This window comes from Actinoplanes utahensis (assembly GCF_016862455.1).
GTDB classification, from domain to species: domain Bacteria; phylum Actinomycetota; class Actinomycetes; order Mycobacteriales; family Micromonosporaceae; genus Actinoplanes; species Actinoplanes utahensis.
On the sequence record NZ_BOMZ01000026.1, the window covers coordinates 14,424 to 28,156 of the forward strand.

The window sequence follows — 13,733 nt, forward strand, 5'->3', positions numbered from 1 at the left end:
CGGGCGAGATGGTGATCGGATTGGTGCTGCACGCCGGTCACCGGGCCCGGTTCGAGGACGCGGCACGCACCCTCACCGGCGTCGAGTTCGCCTGGGCGGTCTACGAGCGGGAGGACGAGATCCGCGACCGGGTCGCCGGCCTGCTGCGCGAGCACCGGCCCGACGGCCTGCTGCTCGGTCTGGTGCCGTACGCCCGGGCCCGCGACCTGATCCCCGCCGACCTGCCGTTCACCGTCACCCGCTCGGCCGCCCTCGACCTGGCGCTGGCCTGGGCCCGGGCCCGCGGCAACGGCTGGCCCGCCACCCCGGTCAGCGTCGACACGTTCGCCGGCGAGACCGTCGACGAGGTGGCCGCCGCGCTCGGCCTGGACCGGACCGCGATCGCCGCGCTGCCGTTCGAGGCGGACCAGCCGATCAGCGAGGTCGTCGACTTCCACCGCGAGCAACTGGCCCGCACCGGCGCGCCGTACGTGATCAGCGTCCGGATGGGCGTCGCCGCCGCCCTCGACGGGCAGACCGCGGTCCTGCACGCCCTCGCCACCCCCGGCACCATCCGCGCCGACCTGCACGAGCTCGCCCTGCGGATCCGCAACAAACGGGCCGACGGGCAACGCTTCGCGGCCGGCCTGTTCCTGGTCGGGCGCCCGGAAGCCGGTGCCGACCTGGACCGCGCCCGGGTCGGCCTGCAACACCTGCTGCTCAACACCCCCGAGTTCGCCGAGGCCTGGATCGACCATCGCGGCAGCCGCGGGGTGCTGGTCTTCGCCCCCGCCGCCCTCTTCGAGACCGTCACCCACCAGTGGGTGGGACTGCCGGTGCTCGCCGAGGCCCGCGACACCCTCGGGGTCCGGGCGGTCGCCGGATTCGGCATCGGCGGATCGGCCCGGCTCAGCGTCACCCTCGCCGAACGGGCCGCGGCCCGGGCCGAACAGGACGACGACCCCGGCGCCTACCTGTTCACCGCCGACGGGATGACGATCGGGCCGATGGGGGCGACCGGGGTGCCGCTCGCCTACTCGTACCGGGAACACGGCGGCCTGGAGCACCTCGCCGCCCGGGCCGGCCTCAGCGCGGCCACCCTGTCCCGGCTCGCCGCCATCGAGAAGAGCCTGGCGGGCCGCCCGCTCTCCCCCGGCGAACTCGCCCGCACCCTCGGCATCACCGACCCCAGCGGGCGCCGCCTGATCCGCAAACTCACCGCGGCCGACCTGGTCGAGGAGACCGGCAGCGCGCAGGAACACCGCAAAGGCCGCCCCACCCGCCTCTACCGGCTGACCATCGCCGGCGCCCTGGAGACCGCCCGATGACCTGGGACCTGCTGCTGACCGGCGCGGAGCCCGGCGACATCGCGGTCCGGGGCGGCCGCATCGCCGCGGCCGGGCCGGACCTGCCCCGCGACGCGCACCGGATCATCGACGTCACCGGCCACCTGATCACCCCCGGCCTGATCGACGTGCACACCCACGTCGGACCCGGCTACTGGGGCATCGACCCCGACCCGGTCGCCTGGTACTCCGGCGTCACCACCTGGGTCGACGCCGGATCCGCGGGCGCCTACACGGTCGCCGGGCTGCGCCGGGTCGCCCAGACCACGTCGGTGCGGGTACGGGCGCTGCTCAACATCTCCGCCGTCGGGCTCGCCGGGCGCACCGGGGAGAGCCGCGACCTGGCCAACTGCGACGTGCCTCTGGCCGTCGACGCGATCCAGGCCAACCGGGACCTGTTCCACGGCATCAAGGTACGCATCGACCGGGAGACGGTCGGTGCCAACGGGGTCGAGCCGCTGCGGCGCGGGCTGGCCGCCGCCGAAACCTGCGGTGTGCCGGTGATGGTCCACATCGGTACCGCGCCGCCCACCCTCGACGACGTCCTCGACCTGCTCCGGCCCGGCGACCTGGTCACCCACTGCGCCAGCGGCATCGCCGCCCCGCTCGGCCCGGCGGTCCGCGCCGCAGCCGACCGGGGCGTGCTGCTCGACCTGGGTCACGGCTCCGGCGGATTCGCCTTCGACGTCCTCGAAGCGCAACTCGACGCCGGGCTGCGGCCCTACACCGTCTCCACCGACCTGCACGCCCGCTCCCTGCACGGGCCGGTCTTCGACCTGCCCACCACGATGGCGAAACTGCTCGCCGTCGGCGTGCCGCTGCCCGAGGTGATCGCGGCGGTCACCACACACCCGGCGCGGGCACTGGATCTGCCCGGCGGCACGCTCACGGTCGGCGACCCCGCCGATTTCGCGATCTTCGAGGTACGGGCGGAGCCGCTCACCGTCGTCGACGCGCACCGGCAGACCCGCACCTCGCCGGTCCGGCTGGTCAACGAGGCCACCTACGTCGCCGGCCGTCCCCTCCCGCCGCGGCTGCCCGCCCCACCGGCCCCGTGGATCCCGCTCACCGACGCCCAGCGCGCCGCCCTGACCCGGCGCGAGCGCGACATCCGTGCCCTGCTCGCCGCACCCCTGGTGGAGGCGGACGGCCTGGCCGAACAGTTCCCGAGACAGTGAACCTTTCCGAAACAGCGAACCGAGGAGAGACCCCATGCCCAAGCGTGCCGTGATGACCGACAAGGCGGCGCCGCCCGGTGGCCCGTACTCGCACGCCGTCGTCGCCGGCGACACCATCTACCTGGCCGGGGCGGTCCCCGCACTGCCGGACGGCACCTGGGTGACCGGCGGCTTCGCCGAACAGGCGCACGCGGCGTTCCGCAACCTGGCCGCGGTCGCCGAGGCGGCCGGCTCCAGCCTGGACGACGCCGTCAAGATCGGTGTGTACCTGCGCGACTTCGACGACTTCCCGGCGATGAACGAGATCTACCGCGAATACATCAAGGGCGAGCACCTCCCGGTCCGCACCACCATCCCGGTGGCCCTGGTCGGCTTCGACATCGAGATCGACGCCGTCCTCTACACCGGCGCCTGAGTCCCTTCGCCTGGCGCCGAGCCGGGCACACCGTTCTGAGGCGGCGGGTAACCGGGCACTCTCCGGGGTAGAGCAACATCCATGTCTTCTCCCGGAGAGCTGCTCGGTGGACGGTACCGGCTGGACGATCGCATCGCCGCCGGCGGTATGGGCGAGGTCTGGCAGGCGACGGACACCGTGCTCGGCCGGGCCGTCGCGGTCAAGACCCTGCTCGCCGACCGGGCCACCGACCCCGGATTCCAGCGCCGGTTCCGGCACGAGGCCCGCGCCCTCGCCGCGCTGCGGCACTCCGGTGTGGTCGCCGTCTACGACTTCGGCAGCACCGGGAACGAGGACGCCTACCTGGTCATGGCCCGAGTCGACGGGCGGCCGCTGAACCAGGTCCTGGCCGGGCGGGGCCGGCTCACCCCCGACGAGACCATGTCGGTCGTCGCGCAGGCCGCCCGCGCCCTGGAGGCCGCACACGCCGCCGGGATCGTGCACCGCGACGTCAAACCCGGCAACCTCCTCGTCGAACCGGACGGTACGGTCGTCCTCGTCGACTTCGGAGTGGCCCGCTCCGCGCACTCCGGCACGGTCACCGGCGCGCGGGAGGTCGTCGGCACCGCCCTCTACATCGCACCCGAGCAGGTCACCCGGCAACAGACCGGACCGGCCGCGGACGTCTACGCGCTCGGCGCTCTGGCCTACCACTGCCTCGCCGGACATCCACCGTTCCAGGGCGACAACCCGATCGCGGTTGCCCTGCAGCACATCGAGGACGAACCGCCACCGCTGCCGGCCGACATCCCGGCCCCGGTACGCGACCTGGTCCGGACCGCGCTGTCCAAGAACCCGGCGGCGCGTTTCGCCTCCGCGGGCGCGATGGCCGACGCCGCCGACGCGGCCGTCTCCGGCACCGGCTCCACCGGCACGGACGCCACCCCCGCCGGCAGCGGGGCCACTCCTGCCGGCGGCAACACGGCAGCGAACGGCGCCACCGCGGAGGGACTGGCCGCCACCAGGGCAGACGCGCCCTGGTTCGGCATCGCCGGAGTCCCCATGGCCGACGACTCCGACAGCTTCCCGCCCGCCGGAACCCTTCCACCCTCGAACGGCTCCCCGGCCGATGGAAGCCTCACCCCCTCAAACGGCTCCGCGGTCGGGGCAGCCACTTCCGGCCCGGGCGCCACCGGCCTCTCACCGGAACCGGCGTCAGACGTCGGGTATGCCACCGCTGCGGGCCCTCACTCTCCTGATCAAGCCGGGTCGAGCACGGTCGGCGGGGGCCCGGCGGAGACCCGCGACTCGGCCTCCACTCCCGCGGCGGACGGTGACGGCCCGGCGGCGACCAGGGCCATCCCGAAGGACGCGGCCTCCGCTGCCGTCGCGGCGGCCGCAACGCCGCCGCGTCCGACCGCATCACCGGGACGAACGGCGATATGGGCGCCGGACCGCGCGACGGCCGACACCGCCGGAGCGCCCACCGCCGGAGCGCCCACCGCTGGAACAGGCGCGACCGGAACAGGCGCGGCCCGAGCAGGTGTGGGCGGTGCCGCCGAGCCGGCGGCACCGGAACTCGTGGCGCCGGATACAGCGGGAGCCGGCCGGCGACGCCGTCGGTTGCCGGTTCTGCTGCTGGTGGCGGTCGCCGTGCTCGGACTGGGTGGGCTGGGCGTCGCCGCCGCGCTCGGAGCGTTCTCGAGTGACCCGGCTCCGACACCCGGCGCCCCGGCCGCACCGGCCGTCTCCGGGCCGCCGGCCACCGGCGGGAAGAGAGCCGGCCAACCGGCCGGCGACCCGGATCAACCGGCGAACACGCAGCGCACGCAGACGAAGCCGACCCGCACGGGCGGTCCGGCAGCGACGCGGCCGGCCGAGACGGCGGCCACTCCGGCCGGCGGAGAGACGGGCGGCCAGACCGGCGGCCAACCCGGCGGGGAGACCGGAGGCGGCGAGACGGGTGACGGTGAGACGGGTGACAGCGAGACCGGCGGCGGTGAGACAGGCGGCGGTGGAGCCACCACGGCGCCGCCTGCGACGGACCCGACACCGGGCGGCGAGGAGACCGGCGGATCCGACGATAACGGGACGAACGATAACGAAAACGGCTGACCGCCTCGCCGCTGGGGAAGATGCGGGGGTGCGGTTCATCCGGCTGGTTGTCAGTGCTGTCTCCGCGGCGCTGAGACAGCCGTCCGTGTCCTTGCGACGCCCGTGCCGTGCGTGAAAGCTGGGCGCGGCTGACATAACGTTTTCGATCAAGGCATGAGCTCCGGTGATGGCCGACTTCCGAGTCAGCACTGACAACCACCCGAGGGGTGACCGTGCGGGGCATGCAGGACTGGCACCGGAGGACGGCCGTGCCCGGACGCCCGCCACAACCGCAGGGGTAACCGCACGAAGCAAACATCAGTGGCACCGGGAGACGACCGCACGCACACGCCGCCGCAGCCGTGGGGGTAGCCGTGCGGGGCATGCATGAGTGGCACCGGGGGACGGTGGTGAGGGGGCGCGTGCCGCGGCTGCGGGGAGGCACGGGACGGTGCGTGGCCCGTACCGCCGAAGGGTGAGAGAAGCCCGGCGGACCGGAAGTGATCGGCGTGGTGCAGGACGGGGCGCCGCCGCGGCGGGTGACGGCGGGCATCGAATGCGGCGGATGCGTCGTAAGCTGCGGGCATGCCCGATGCGGGAGAGTCGCTGGGCGGGCGATACCGGCTGGACGAGCTGATCGCCTCCGGTGGCATGGGCGAGGTCTGGCGCGGTACGGACACCGTGCTGGGACGCACCGTCGCGGTGAAGGTGCTGCGCGCCGGGCCGGCTGCGGAGACCAGTTTCCAGCGGCGGTTCGAGCACGAGGCGCGGACCATGGCGGCGTTGCGGCATCCCGGGATCGCCGCGGTGTACGACTACGGCACCACCCCGGCCGGCGCCTACCTGGTGATGGCCCGGATCGACGGCGAGTCCCTGAAGCGGCGGCTGGAGGAGCGCGGGCCGCTGTCCCCGGCGGAGACGATGTCGGTGGTGGCGCAGGCGGCCCGGGCGTTGCACGCCGCGCACCAGGCCGGGATCGTGCACCGCGACGTCACCCCGGGCAATCTGATCATCGAGCCGGACGGCAACGTGGTGCTCGTCGACTTCGGGGTGGCCCGATCGACGACGTCGGAGACCCTGACCGGCGCCCACAACATCATCGGCACCGCCTGCTACATGGCTCCCGAGCAGGTGTCCAAGCAGACCATCGGCCCGGCCACCGACCTGTACGCGCTCGGCGCCGTCGCCTACCACTGCCTCACCGGGCAGCCCCCGTTCACCGGCGGCGACGCGGTCGCCATCGCGTTGCGGCACCTCACCGAGGAGCCGGCCCCCCTGCCCGCGACCGTGCCCCCGGCGGTCCGCGCCCTGGTGGAACGCGCTCTCGCCAAGGATCCGGCGGACCGCCCGCCCTCGGCGGCGGCGATGGCGGCGGCCGCCTCGGATGCGGGCGGCGCCGAGTCCGGTGACGCGGTTCCGCTGGCCACGGAGGTGGTCACCGCGCCGATCCCGCGCCGGTCGCCGGTCCCCGTGCCGCGGCCGTGGCAGCCTCCGGGCCCGCCGCCTGCGGCGCCGTTCGCCGGTACGCCGCGGCATCCGGCACGCTGGGTCGCGCTGCTGGTCACGGTGCTGGTGCTGCTGACCGGGACGGGCGCGGCGATCGGTCTGGCGGATCCGTTCGGCTGGTTCTCGGTTCCGCCACCGGTCATCCCGTCGGCGGCCCCGTCGGCGGCCCCGTCGGACTCGGTGACGCCGTCTCCGACGCGCCCGGCTCCCGCCGCCACCACCACGGCCCGGAAGAATCCGCCGCCGGCCCGCACCCGCACCCGCACGTCGAGCCGCACCCCGGAGGAACCCGATCCGGGTGACTCCACCTCCGACAGCGAGCCGGTGGAGCCGCCCGGCGGCGAGGATCCGGGCGGCTCGGGTCCCCCGCCCAGCTAGGCGGCCCGGCGGAGAGGGTCAGGCGAAGACGTCCTGCTGGTAGCGGCCGGCCGCTTCCAGGGAGCGCAGCCACGCCTCGGCCTGTTCGGCGGTGGCGCCGGTGTGGCGGCGGAGGATGGCGTACAACTCGGTGCGGACGGCGGGCGCCATCCGGGCGCCGTCTCCGCACAGGTAGATGTGCCCGCCCTGATCGAGGAACTCCCACACCGCGTCGCCCTGCTCGGCGAGGGCCTCCTGGACGAACCGGTGCCACCGTGCTGCGCGGCGCCGGTCTGCCCGAGCCCGAGTTCGAGCGCACCGGCGCGGTCCTGGTCGCGCTGGTCGGCGGGCTGCTGCACACCGAGGTCAACGGGACGATGCACCGCCCGATGGGCGCCGACGACACCGGTTTCGCCCTGGCCGTGGAGCTTTTGATCGACGGAGTCGCCGCAAGAGTGTTTTGATCACAGAGGGGTTACACGCCCGAAACTTCCCCCTGAGAGCATTCCCGGGCGCGATCAGGAGGTCCCTTTTGTTCCTCAGCCAGCACGAGCAGGAACGCCTGCTCATCCACGTCGCCGCCGACGTCGCCCAGCGCCGCCGCGATCGCGGCCTGAAGCTCAACTATCCCGAGGCCACCGCGATCATCACCGCCTTCCTGCTGGAAGGCGCCCGGGACGGCCGGACCGTCGCCGAGCTGATGGACTCCGGCCGCCGGGTGCTCACCCGCGACGACGTTCTGGAGGGGGTGCCCGAGATGCTGGCCGAGGTGCAGGTCGAAGCCACCTTCCCGGACGGCACCAAGCTCGTCACCGTGCACGGGCCGATCTCGTGATCCCCGGCGAGATCCTCTTCGGCGACGGCGACATCGAGATCAACGCCGGGCGTACGACGTGCGCGCTGACCGTCCGCAACACCGGCGACCGGCCCGTGCAGGTCGGCTCGCACTTCCACTTCGCCGAGTCGAACGCCGCCCTCGACTTCGACCGCGAGGCCGCCTGGGGGCACCGGCTCGCCATCCCGGCCGGCACGTCCGTGCGGTTCGAGCCCGGCATCCCGCGGGACGTCACGCTCGTCGCGTTCACCGGCAACCGCATCGTGCCGGGCCTGCGCGGCCTGGCCGCCGGCCCGCTCGACAGGAACCCTGCGCCGCCCGCGCACGACCCCACCGACATCGAGCCGGCCGGTTCCCTCGACGAGGACACCGGCGAGGGCGAGCACAACGGGAGTCCCCGATGACGTTCCTGGATCGGCGCCGCTATGCGGCGCTCCTCGGGCCCACCAAGGGTGACCGGATCCGGCTCGCCGACACCAACCTGCTGATCGAGATCGAGGAGGACCGCAGCGCCGGTCCCGTCCCCGGCGACGAGGTCGTCTTCGGCGGCGGCAAGGTGATCCGCGAGTCCATGGGCCAGTCCCGCGCCACCCGCGCCGAGGGCACCCCGGACACCGTCATCACCGGCGTGGTGGTGCTCGACCACTGGGGCATCGTCAAGGCCGACGTCGGCATCCGCGACGGCCGGATCGTCGCCATCGGCAAGGCCGGCAACCCGGACACCATGGACGGCGTGCACCCCGGCCTGGTCATCGGCGCGGGCACCGAGATCATCGCCGGCAACGGCAAGATCCTCACGGCCGGCGCGATCGACAGCCACGTGCACCTGATCAGCCCCACGATCCTGGACACCGCGCTCGCCGCCGGCATCACCACGATCATCGGCGGCGGCACCGGCCCGGCCGAGGGCACCAAGGCCACCACCGTCACCCCGAACGCCTGGCACCTCGCCCGCATGCTGGAGTCCCTCGACACCTGGCCGATCAACGTGCTGCTGCTCGGCAAAGGCAACACGATGTCCGCCGAGTCCATGTGGGAACAGCTGCGCGGCGGCGCCGGCGGGTTCAAACTGCACGAGGACTGGGGCACCACGCCCGCGGCGATCGACGCCTGCCTCAAGGTGTGCGACGCCTCCGGGGTGCAGGTGGCGATCCACACCGACACGCTGAACGAGGCCGGGTTCGTCGAGGAGACGCTGCGGGCCATCGCCGGGCGGTCGATCCACGCCTACCACACCGAGGGCGCGGGCGGCGGCCACGCGCCGGACATCATCACCGTGGCGTCACAGCCGAACATCCTGCCGTCGTCGACGAACCCGACCCGGCCGTACACCCGCAACACCCTCAGCGAGCACCTCGACATGCTGATGGTCTGCCACCATCTGAACTCGGCGGTGCCGGAGGACCTGGCGTTCGCCGAGAGCCGGATCCGGCCGTCGACCATGGCCGCCGAGGACTACCTGCACGATCTCGGGGCGATCTCGATGATCGGGTCGGACTCGCAGGCGATGGGGCGGGTCGGTGAGGTGGTCACCCGTACCTGGCAGACCGCGCACGTGATGAAGGCCCGCGTCGGATCCCTGCCCGGCGACACCGCGGCGGACAACAACCGCGCCAAACGCTACGTCGCGAAGTACACGATCTGCCCGGCGACCGCACACGGCATGGCCGAACAGGTCGGCTCGGTCGAGCCCGGCAAACTCGCCGACCTGGTCCTCTGGGATCCGGCGTTCTTCGGGGTCCGCCCGGCGCTGGTCCTCAAGGGCGGCATGATCGCCTACGCGCAGATGGGCGACGCGAACGCCTCGATCCCCACCCCGCAGCCGATGCTGCCGCGGCCGATGTTCGGCTCGTACGGCGTGGTGCCGGCACAGACCTCCCTCGCCTTCGTCGCCCCGGCGGCCATCGACGCCCTGCTCAACGACCGGATCGGCGTCAAACGGGCACTGGTGCCGGTGGCCGACACCCGCTCGGTGGGCAAAGCCGACATGACCCTCAACGACGCGATGCCGCACATCGAGGTCAAAGCCGACACCTTCGAGGTGCGCATCGACGGCCAGGTCATCGAACCCGACCCGGTCGACGTGCTCCCGATGGCCCAGCGCTACTTCCTCTTCTAGATGAGCCTGGCCACGTTGTTGCTGCTCGCGGACGGGCGGCTGCCCTCCGGCGGGCACGCGCACTCCGGCGGGCTGGAACCGCAGATCGCCGCCGGGCGGGTCCGTGACGTCGGTGGGCTGGACGGTTTCCTGCGCGGAAGACTCGCCACCGGCGGGCTGGTGTCGGCGGCGTTCGCGGCGGCGGCCTGCGGTGACGTCCACCGGTGCGCCGAACTCGACGCCGGTCTCGACGCCCGGACCCCCTCGCCGGCGCTGCGGAAGGCGTCCCGTGCTCAGGGCCGGGCGCTGCTGCGGGCCGGCCGGGCGATGTGGCCGATCCCCGACGTCGGGCGTGCACCCCATCAGCCGGTCGCGCTCGGCGCACTGGCCGCGGCTGCCGGGCTGACGCCCGCCGAGGCCGCGGTCGCCGCGGTACACGGCACGATCACCGGCTCGGCGAGTGCGGCGGTCCGGCTTCTCGGTCTTGATCCGTACGCGGTGCACGCGCTGCTGGCGCGGCTCGCCCCTGATTGTGACCGGATCGCGGCAGCCGCCGCGGAACGGTCCAGCGACCCGGTCGACGACCTGCCGGCCGCGGGCGCTCCCCTGCTCGACATCGGCGCCGAGCACCACGCCACCTGGGAGGTGCGTCTCTTTGCATCCTGAACTGCACGAACACGGCCCTGACGAGGTTCCGCACACGCACCCCGAACCGGGCGTCGACCCGCACGCCCCACTGCACACCGGGCCGCGCGCGCTGCGCATCGGCATCGGCGGCCCGGTCGGCTCCGGCAAGACCGCGCTCGTCGCGTCGCTGTGCCGGGCCCTCGGCGAGGAACTGCGCCTGGCGGTGGTCACCAACGACATCTACACCACCGAGGACGCCGACTTCCTGCTCCGCAACGGCGTGCTGCCGGAGGAACGGGTACGCGCGGTGGAGACCGGCTGCTGCCCGCACACCGCCATCCGCGACGACATCTCGGCCAACCTGGACGCCGTCGAGGACCTCGAAGCCACCCTCGGGCCGCTGGACCTGGTGCTGGTCGAGAGTGGCGGCGACAACCTGACCGCCACGTTCAGCAAGGGCCTGATCGACCAGCAGATCTTCGTGGTCGACGTGGCCGGCGGCGACAAGGTGCCCCGCAAGGGCGGCCCCGGCGTGACCACCGCCGATCTCCTCGTGATCAACAAGACCGACCTGGCCCCGCTCGTCGGCGCCGACCTGTCGGTGATGGACCGCGACGCCAGGGCCCGCCGCCACGACCTGCCGACGGTGTTCCTGTCCCTGGCCGAGGACAAGTTGGCCACCCCGGTCGCCGACTGGATCCGCGGCCTGGTCGCGGCCCGCACCACCCCCGCCGGTGCCTGACCCGTTCCCGCCGCCCTCGGCGCCTGACCTGCCCCCGCCACTACCGGTATCCCCGGCCCACCGGATCCGACCGGCCGCCCAGTGTGCCGGCAGTGGCGGCAGCCTCGTCACCGCCGGCAGGACTGATAGCAGCCCTGCCAGCGATGACACCGCGGGTGAGAGCGCGACTAGCGGTATCGCCGCTCGTCGCAGCGCCGCGGGTGGCAGCACCGCGGGTGGCAGCGCAGCTAGCAGTAACCCCGCTGGTGGCAGCGCCGTCGACGATGCCGCCACGACTACCACCAACGCCACTAGCAGTAACCCCGCCAACGGCCACACCGCCGGCAATCCCGCCACGACTACCACCAACGCCATTAGCAGCAACCCCGCCAACGGCAACACCGCCGGCGATGCCGCCGCGGTCACCACCAGCGGCGCTAGCGGTAACCGCGGCGGCTTCCGGTTGGCGGGGGTGCACTGATGCGGGCAGAGGCACGGGTCGTCGCCGAGGCTGACGGGCGCGGCGGAACCCGGCTGGCGGTGCTGCGCGGGGAGTCGCCACTGCTGCTTCGCCGGACCGGACCGCGACAGCACGACGGCGGGGTGACGGTTCACCTGGTCGGCGGGGCGGCCGGACCGTTGCGCGGGGACGTGCTGCGGCTGGACGTGGAGGTCGGGCCGGGCGCCCGGCTGGAGATGCTCAGCGTGGCGGCGTCGCTGGCGCTGCCCGGACGGCCGGCCCCGGCGTCGGTGCTGACGGTAACCGCCACGGTTGCCGCCGGTGGTTCGCTGCGCTGGCTCCCGGAGCCGCTGATCGCCGCAGCCGGCTGCGAGCACGTGGTGGTGACCAGGGTGGACGTGGCCGAGGGCGGCTCGCTGCTGTGGCGCGACGACCTGGTCTGCGGGCGGCACGACGAGCCTTCCGGGGCGGTCCGGGCGGACACCGTGATCCGGTACGGCGGCGTCACCCTCTACCGGCACGAACTCACGGTCGGCCCGGGCGCGCCGGGCTGGGACGGCGCTGCGGTGCTGGGCGAGGGCCGGGCCATCGGGACACTGGTGGCGGCGGGGGCGGACCTTCTCGAACCGGGCGTTCCCGGAGCGGGCGCGGCCGTGATGCCGCTGGCCGGACCGGGCTCGCTCGCGACGGCGGTCGGCACCGACATCCGGGCGGTGCAGGCAGTGCTCGACCCGCTCTGCCGGACGACGCTCCCGGCCGGGGTCGCGGCATGACCATGACGGCATACCGCCGCTGCGGTGACCGGCAGCCCGGCAAGCGCCTCGGCGTACCACCGAAGGGTTGGCCGCAAGCCGGGTAGACCGCGAGCCCGTGGCGTACCAGCGAAGGGTTGGTCGCAAGCCGGGTAGGCCTGGGTCAGCGGCGCAGCGCTTCCACCGGCTCGATCCGTGCCGCGCGGTACGCCGGGTAGGCGCCTGCCAGCACGCCGGTGGCCAGGCCGATCAGGGGGGCCAGGGCGATCGCCAGCGGTTCCGCGATCGGGGTCCAGCCCCGAACTCCCGCGGTCGCGACCACGGTGACCACGCCGAGGCTGCAGCCGAACAGGCCGCCGAGGGTGCCGAGCGCCGCCGACTCGGCGAGGAACTGGGCGGCGATGTGCACGCCGCGGGCGCCGACGGAGCGGCGCAGGCCGATCTCGCCGACCCGTTCCAGGACGGCGACCAGTGTGGTGTTGGCGATGCCGACCGCGCCGATCACCAGGCACACCCCGGCGAGCATCAGCAGGAGCACGCCGAGATCGCCGTCGACCTGGTCGCGGAGGGCGCGCGGGTCGGGCGGGGCGACGGCGGTGAGCATGTCCGGCGCGTCGGGGCGCAGGGCGAGCGGGACCTCGGCGGCGACCTGGCGGGCCGCGCCGGCCTCGGTGGCGATCAGCATGCGGGGGCGTTCCTCGCCGGGTTCCGCGCCGATGGCGGGCGCCGAACCGGCCGGGATGATCACCGACACCAGCAGGGCCGGCATCCGTTCGACGGCGTCGACGATGCCGATCACGCTGTACGGCACGTCACCGATGAACACGGCGGGGCGGGCCGCCAGCGAACCGATGCCGAGTTGCCGGGCGATGCCCGCGCCGAGCACGGCGACCCGTGCCCCGGCCTGCTGGTGGTAGGCGTCGAAGGTACGCCCGGCCGTCATCCGCGGGGTGACCGCGGTGAACAGCCCGGGGGTGACGGCCAGCACCGGGATCGGCTGCCCGGCGGCGGCCGCGCCGACCGGGGCGGCCCGCACCCCGGCGCCGGGGACCGGCCACCAGACGCCGCCACCGACGACTCCGTGCACGCGGGCGAGCCGGGACTCGGCGTCGTCCGGGAACGGGGTGGACGCCAGGCTCGGGTCCTGAACGCCCGCGTCCTCGACGGTCACCTCGGTGGCCGCGAGGGCGTCGAACCGGCTGCCGATCTGCCCGGACGCGGTCGCGGTGAGCCCGAGCACGGCCACGAACGCTCCCACGCCGAGGACCGTGCCGAGGCAGGTGAGCAGGGACCGGCCGGGCCGTTGCAGGATGCCGGCCAGCGCCTCGGCGATCAGGTCACGGACGCTGAGCCTGGTGGGCTCGACGATCACGACAGCACCCCGTC

General features: G+C 73.9%; 14 protein-coding genes. 12 read left to right on the forward strand and 2 right to left on the reverse strand.

The genetic code is table 11. The annotated features are described in order from the left end of the window. The first annotated feature begins 8 nt into the window (after positions 1–8). The 5 genes from Aut01nite_RS07695 (at position 9) to Aut01nite_RS07715 (ending at position 6,875) form a co-directional block, all read left to right on the forward strand. Positions 9–1,307 carry a helix-turn-helix domain-containing protein gene (locus Aut01nite_RS07695; protein WP_043528533.1) on the forward strand — a complete coding sequence of 433 codons (1,299 nt, stop codon included), beginning with the start codon at positions 9–11 and terminating at the stop codon, positions 1,305–1,307. Further along, the gene (locus Aut01nite_RS07700) at positions 1,304–2,503 is read left to right on the forward strand and encodes an amidohydrolase family protein (protein ID WP_043528535.1); all 1,200 of its coding nucleotides are present in this window, start codon (positions 1,304–1,306) and stop codon (positions 2,501–2,503) included. The genes Aut01nite_RS07695 and Aut01nite_RS07700 overlap by 4 nt, the downstream gene beginning before the upstream one ends. A gap of 34 nt (positions 2,504–2,537) precedes the next feature. Continuing rightward, a complete protein-coding gene (locus Aut01nite_RS07705; protein WP_043528537.1) occupies positions 2,538–2,918 on the forward strand; it encodes a RidA family protein in 381 nt (126 codons plus the stop codon). Between the two features lie 81 nt (positions 2,919–2,999). Further along, positions 3,000–5,012 (forward strand): serine/threonine-protein kinase, encoded by a 2,013-nt coding sequence (locus Aut01nite_RS07710; protein ID WP_204037470.1) that lies wholly within the window; start codon positions 3,000–3,002, stop codon positions 5,010–5,012. Between the two features lie 564 nt (positions 5,013–5,576). Further along, complete coding sequence (locus Aut01nite_RS07715; RefSeq protein WP_052164141.1) at positions 5,577–6,875, forward strand: serine/threonine-protein kinase; 1,299 nt, start codon at positions 5,577–5,579, stop codon at positions 6,873–6,875. A gap of 18 nt (positions 6,876–6,893) precedes the next feature. On the opposite strand, the gene Aut01nite_RS07720 is transcribed toward Aut01nite_RS07715, so the two are convergent. Further along, positions 6,894–7,082, reverse strand: a complete 189-nt coding sequence (locus Aut01nite_RS07720; RefSeq protein WP_043528538.1) for a hypothetical protein — start codon at positions 7,080–7,082, stop codon at positions 6,894–6,896. A gap of 47 nt (positions 7,083–7,129) precedes the next feature. On the opposite strand from Aut01nite_RS07720, the gene Aut01nite_RS07725 reads away from it, so the two are divergent. From Aut01nite_RS07725 to Aut01nite_RS07755, 7 genes are all read left to right on the forward strand, one after another. Continuing rightward, positions 7,130–7,318: a hypothetical protein gene (locus Aut01nite_RS07725; protein WP_043528540.1), complete on the forward strand. Its 189-nt coding sequence runs from the start codon at positions 7,130–7,132 to the stop codon at positions 7,316–7,318. A 68-nt stretch (positions 7,319–7,386) separates the two neighbouring features. Then, entirely contained in the window at positions 7,387–7,689 is a 303-nt protein-coding gene (locus Aut01nite_RS07730; protein ID WP_043528541.1) for an urease subunit gamma, read from the forward strand. Further along, positions 7,686–8,093: an urease subunit beta gene (locus Aut01nite_RS07735; protein WP_043528543.1), complete on the forward strand. Its 408-nt coding sequence runs from the start codon at positions 7,686–7,688 to the stop codon at positions 8,091–8,093. Before Aut01nite_RS07730 ends, Aut01nite_RS07735 begins: the two co-directional genes overlap by 4 nt. Continuing rightward, the gene (locus tag Aut01nite_RS07740; RefSeq protein ID WP_043528545.1) at positions 8,090–9,808 is read left to right on the forward strand and encodes an urease subunit alpha; all 1,719 of its coding nucleotides are present in this window, start codon (positions 8,090–8,092) and stop codon (positions 9,806–9,808) included. The genes Aut01nite_RS07735 and Aut01nite_RS07740 overlap by 4 nt, the downstream gene beginning before the upstream one ends. After that, a complete protein-coding gene (locus tag Aut01nite_RS07745; protein ID WP_043528546.1) occupies positions 9,809–10,453 on the forward strand; it encodes an urease accessory protein UreF in 645 nt (214 codons plus the stop codon). Beyond that, positions 10,443–11,156 carry an urease accessory protein UreG gene (gene ureG, locus Aut01nite_RS07750; RefSeq protein ID WP_043528548.1) on the forward strand — a complete coding sequence of 238 codons (714 nt, stop codon included), beginning with the start codon at positions 10,443–10,445 and terminating at the stop codon, positions 11,154–11,156. The genes Aut01nite_RS07745 and ureG overlap by 11 nt, the downstream gene beginning before the upstream one ends. Positions 11,157–11,615: 459 nt before the next feature. Continuing rightward, positions 11,616–12,368 carry an urease accessory protein UreD gene (locus Aut01nite_RS07755; protein ID WP_043528549.1) on the forward strand — a complete coding sequence of 251 codons (753 nt, stop codon included), beginning with the start codon at positions 11,616–11,618 and terminating at the stop codon, positions 12,366–12,368. A 142-nt stretch (positions 12,369–12,510) separates the two neighbouring features. On the opposite strand, the gene Aut01nite_RS07760 is transcribed toward Aut01nite_RS07755, so the two are convergent. Beyond that, the gene (locus Aut01nite_RS07760) at positions 12,511–13,719 is read right to left on the reverse strand and encodes an ABC transporter permease (RefSeq protein ID WP_043528551.1); all 1,209 of its coding nucleotides are present in this window, start codon (positions 13,717–13,719) and stop codon (positions 12,511–12,513) included. Between the last annotated feature and the right edge of the window lie 14 nt (positions 13,720–13,733).

Excerpts from the sequence above, each read along its gene's own strand:
- Aut01nite_RS07695 (WP_043528533.1), top strand. The coding sequence starts at position 9 with ATGGTGATCGGATTGGTGCTGCACGCCGGTCACCGGGCCCGGTTCGAG.
- Aut01nite_RS07700 (WP_043528535.1), top strand. The coding sequence starts at position 1,304 with ATGACCTGGGACCTGCTGCTGACCGGCGCGGAGCCCGGCGACATCGCG.
- Aut01nite_RS07705 (WP_043528537.1), top strand. The coding sequence starts at position 2,538 with ATGCCCAAGCGTGCCGTGATGACCGACAAGGCGGCGCCGCCCGGTGGC.
- Aut01nite_RS07710 (WP_204037470.1), top strand. The coding sequence starts at position 3,000 with ATGTCTTCTCCCGGAGAGCTGCTCGGTGGACGGTACCGGCTGGACGAT.
- Aut01nite_RS07715 (WP_052164141.1), top strand. The coding sequence starts at position 5,577 with ATGCCCGATGCGGGAGAGTCGCTGGGCGGGCGATACCGGCTGGACGAG.
- Aut01nite_RS07740 (WP_043528545.1), top strand. The coding sequence starts at position 8,090 with ATGACGTTCCTGGATCGGCGCCGCTATGCGGCGCTCCTCGGGCCCACC.
- Aut01nite_RS07745 (WP_043528546.1), top strand. The coding sequence starts at position 9,809 with ATGAGCCTGGCCACGTTGTTGCTGCTCGCGGACGGGCGGCTGCCCTCC.
- Aut01nite_RS07755 (WP_043528549.1), top strand. The coding sequence starts at position 11,616 with ATGCGGGCAGAGGCACGGGTCGTCGCCGAGGCTGACGGGCGCGGCGGA.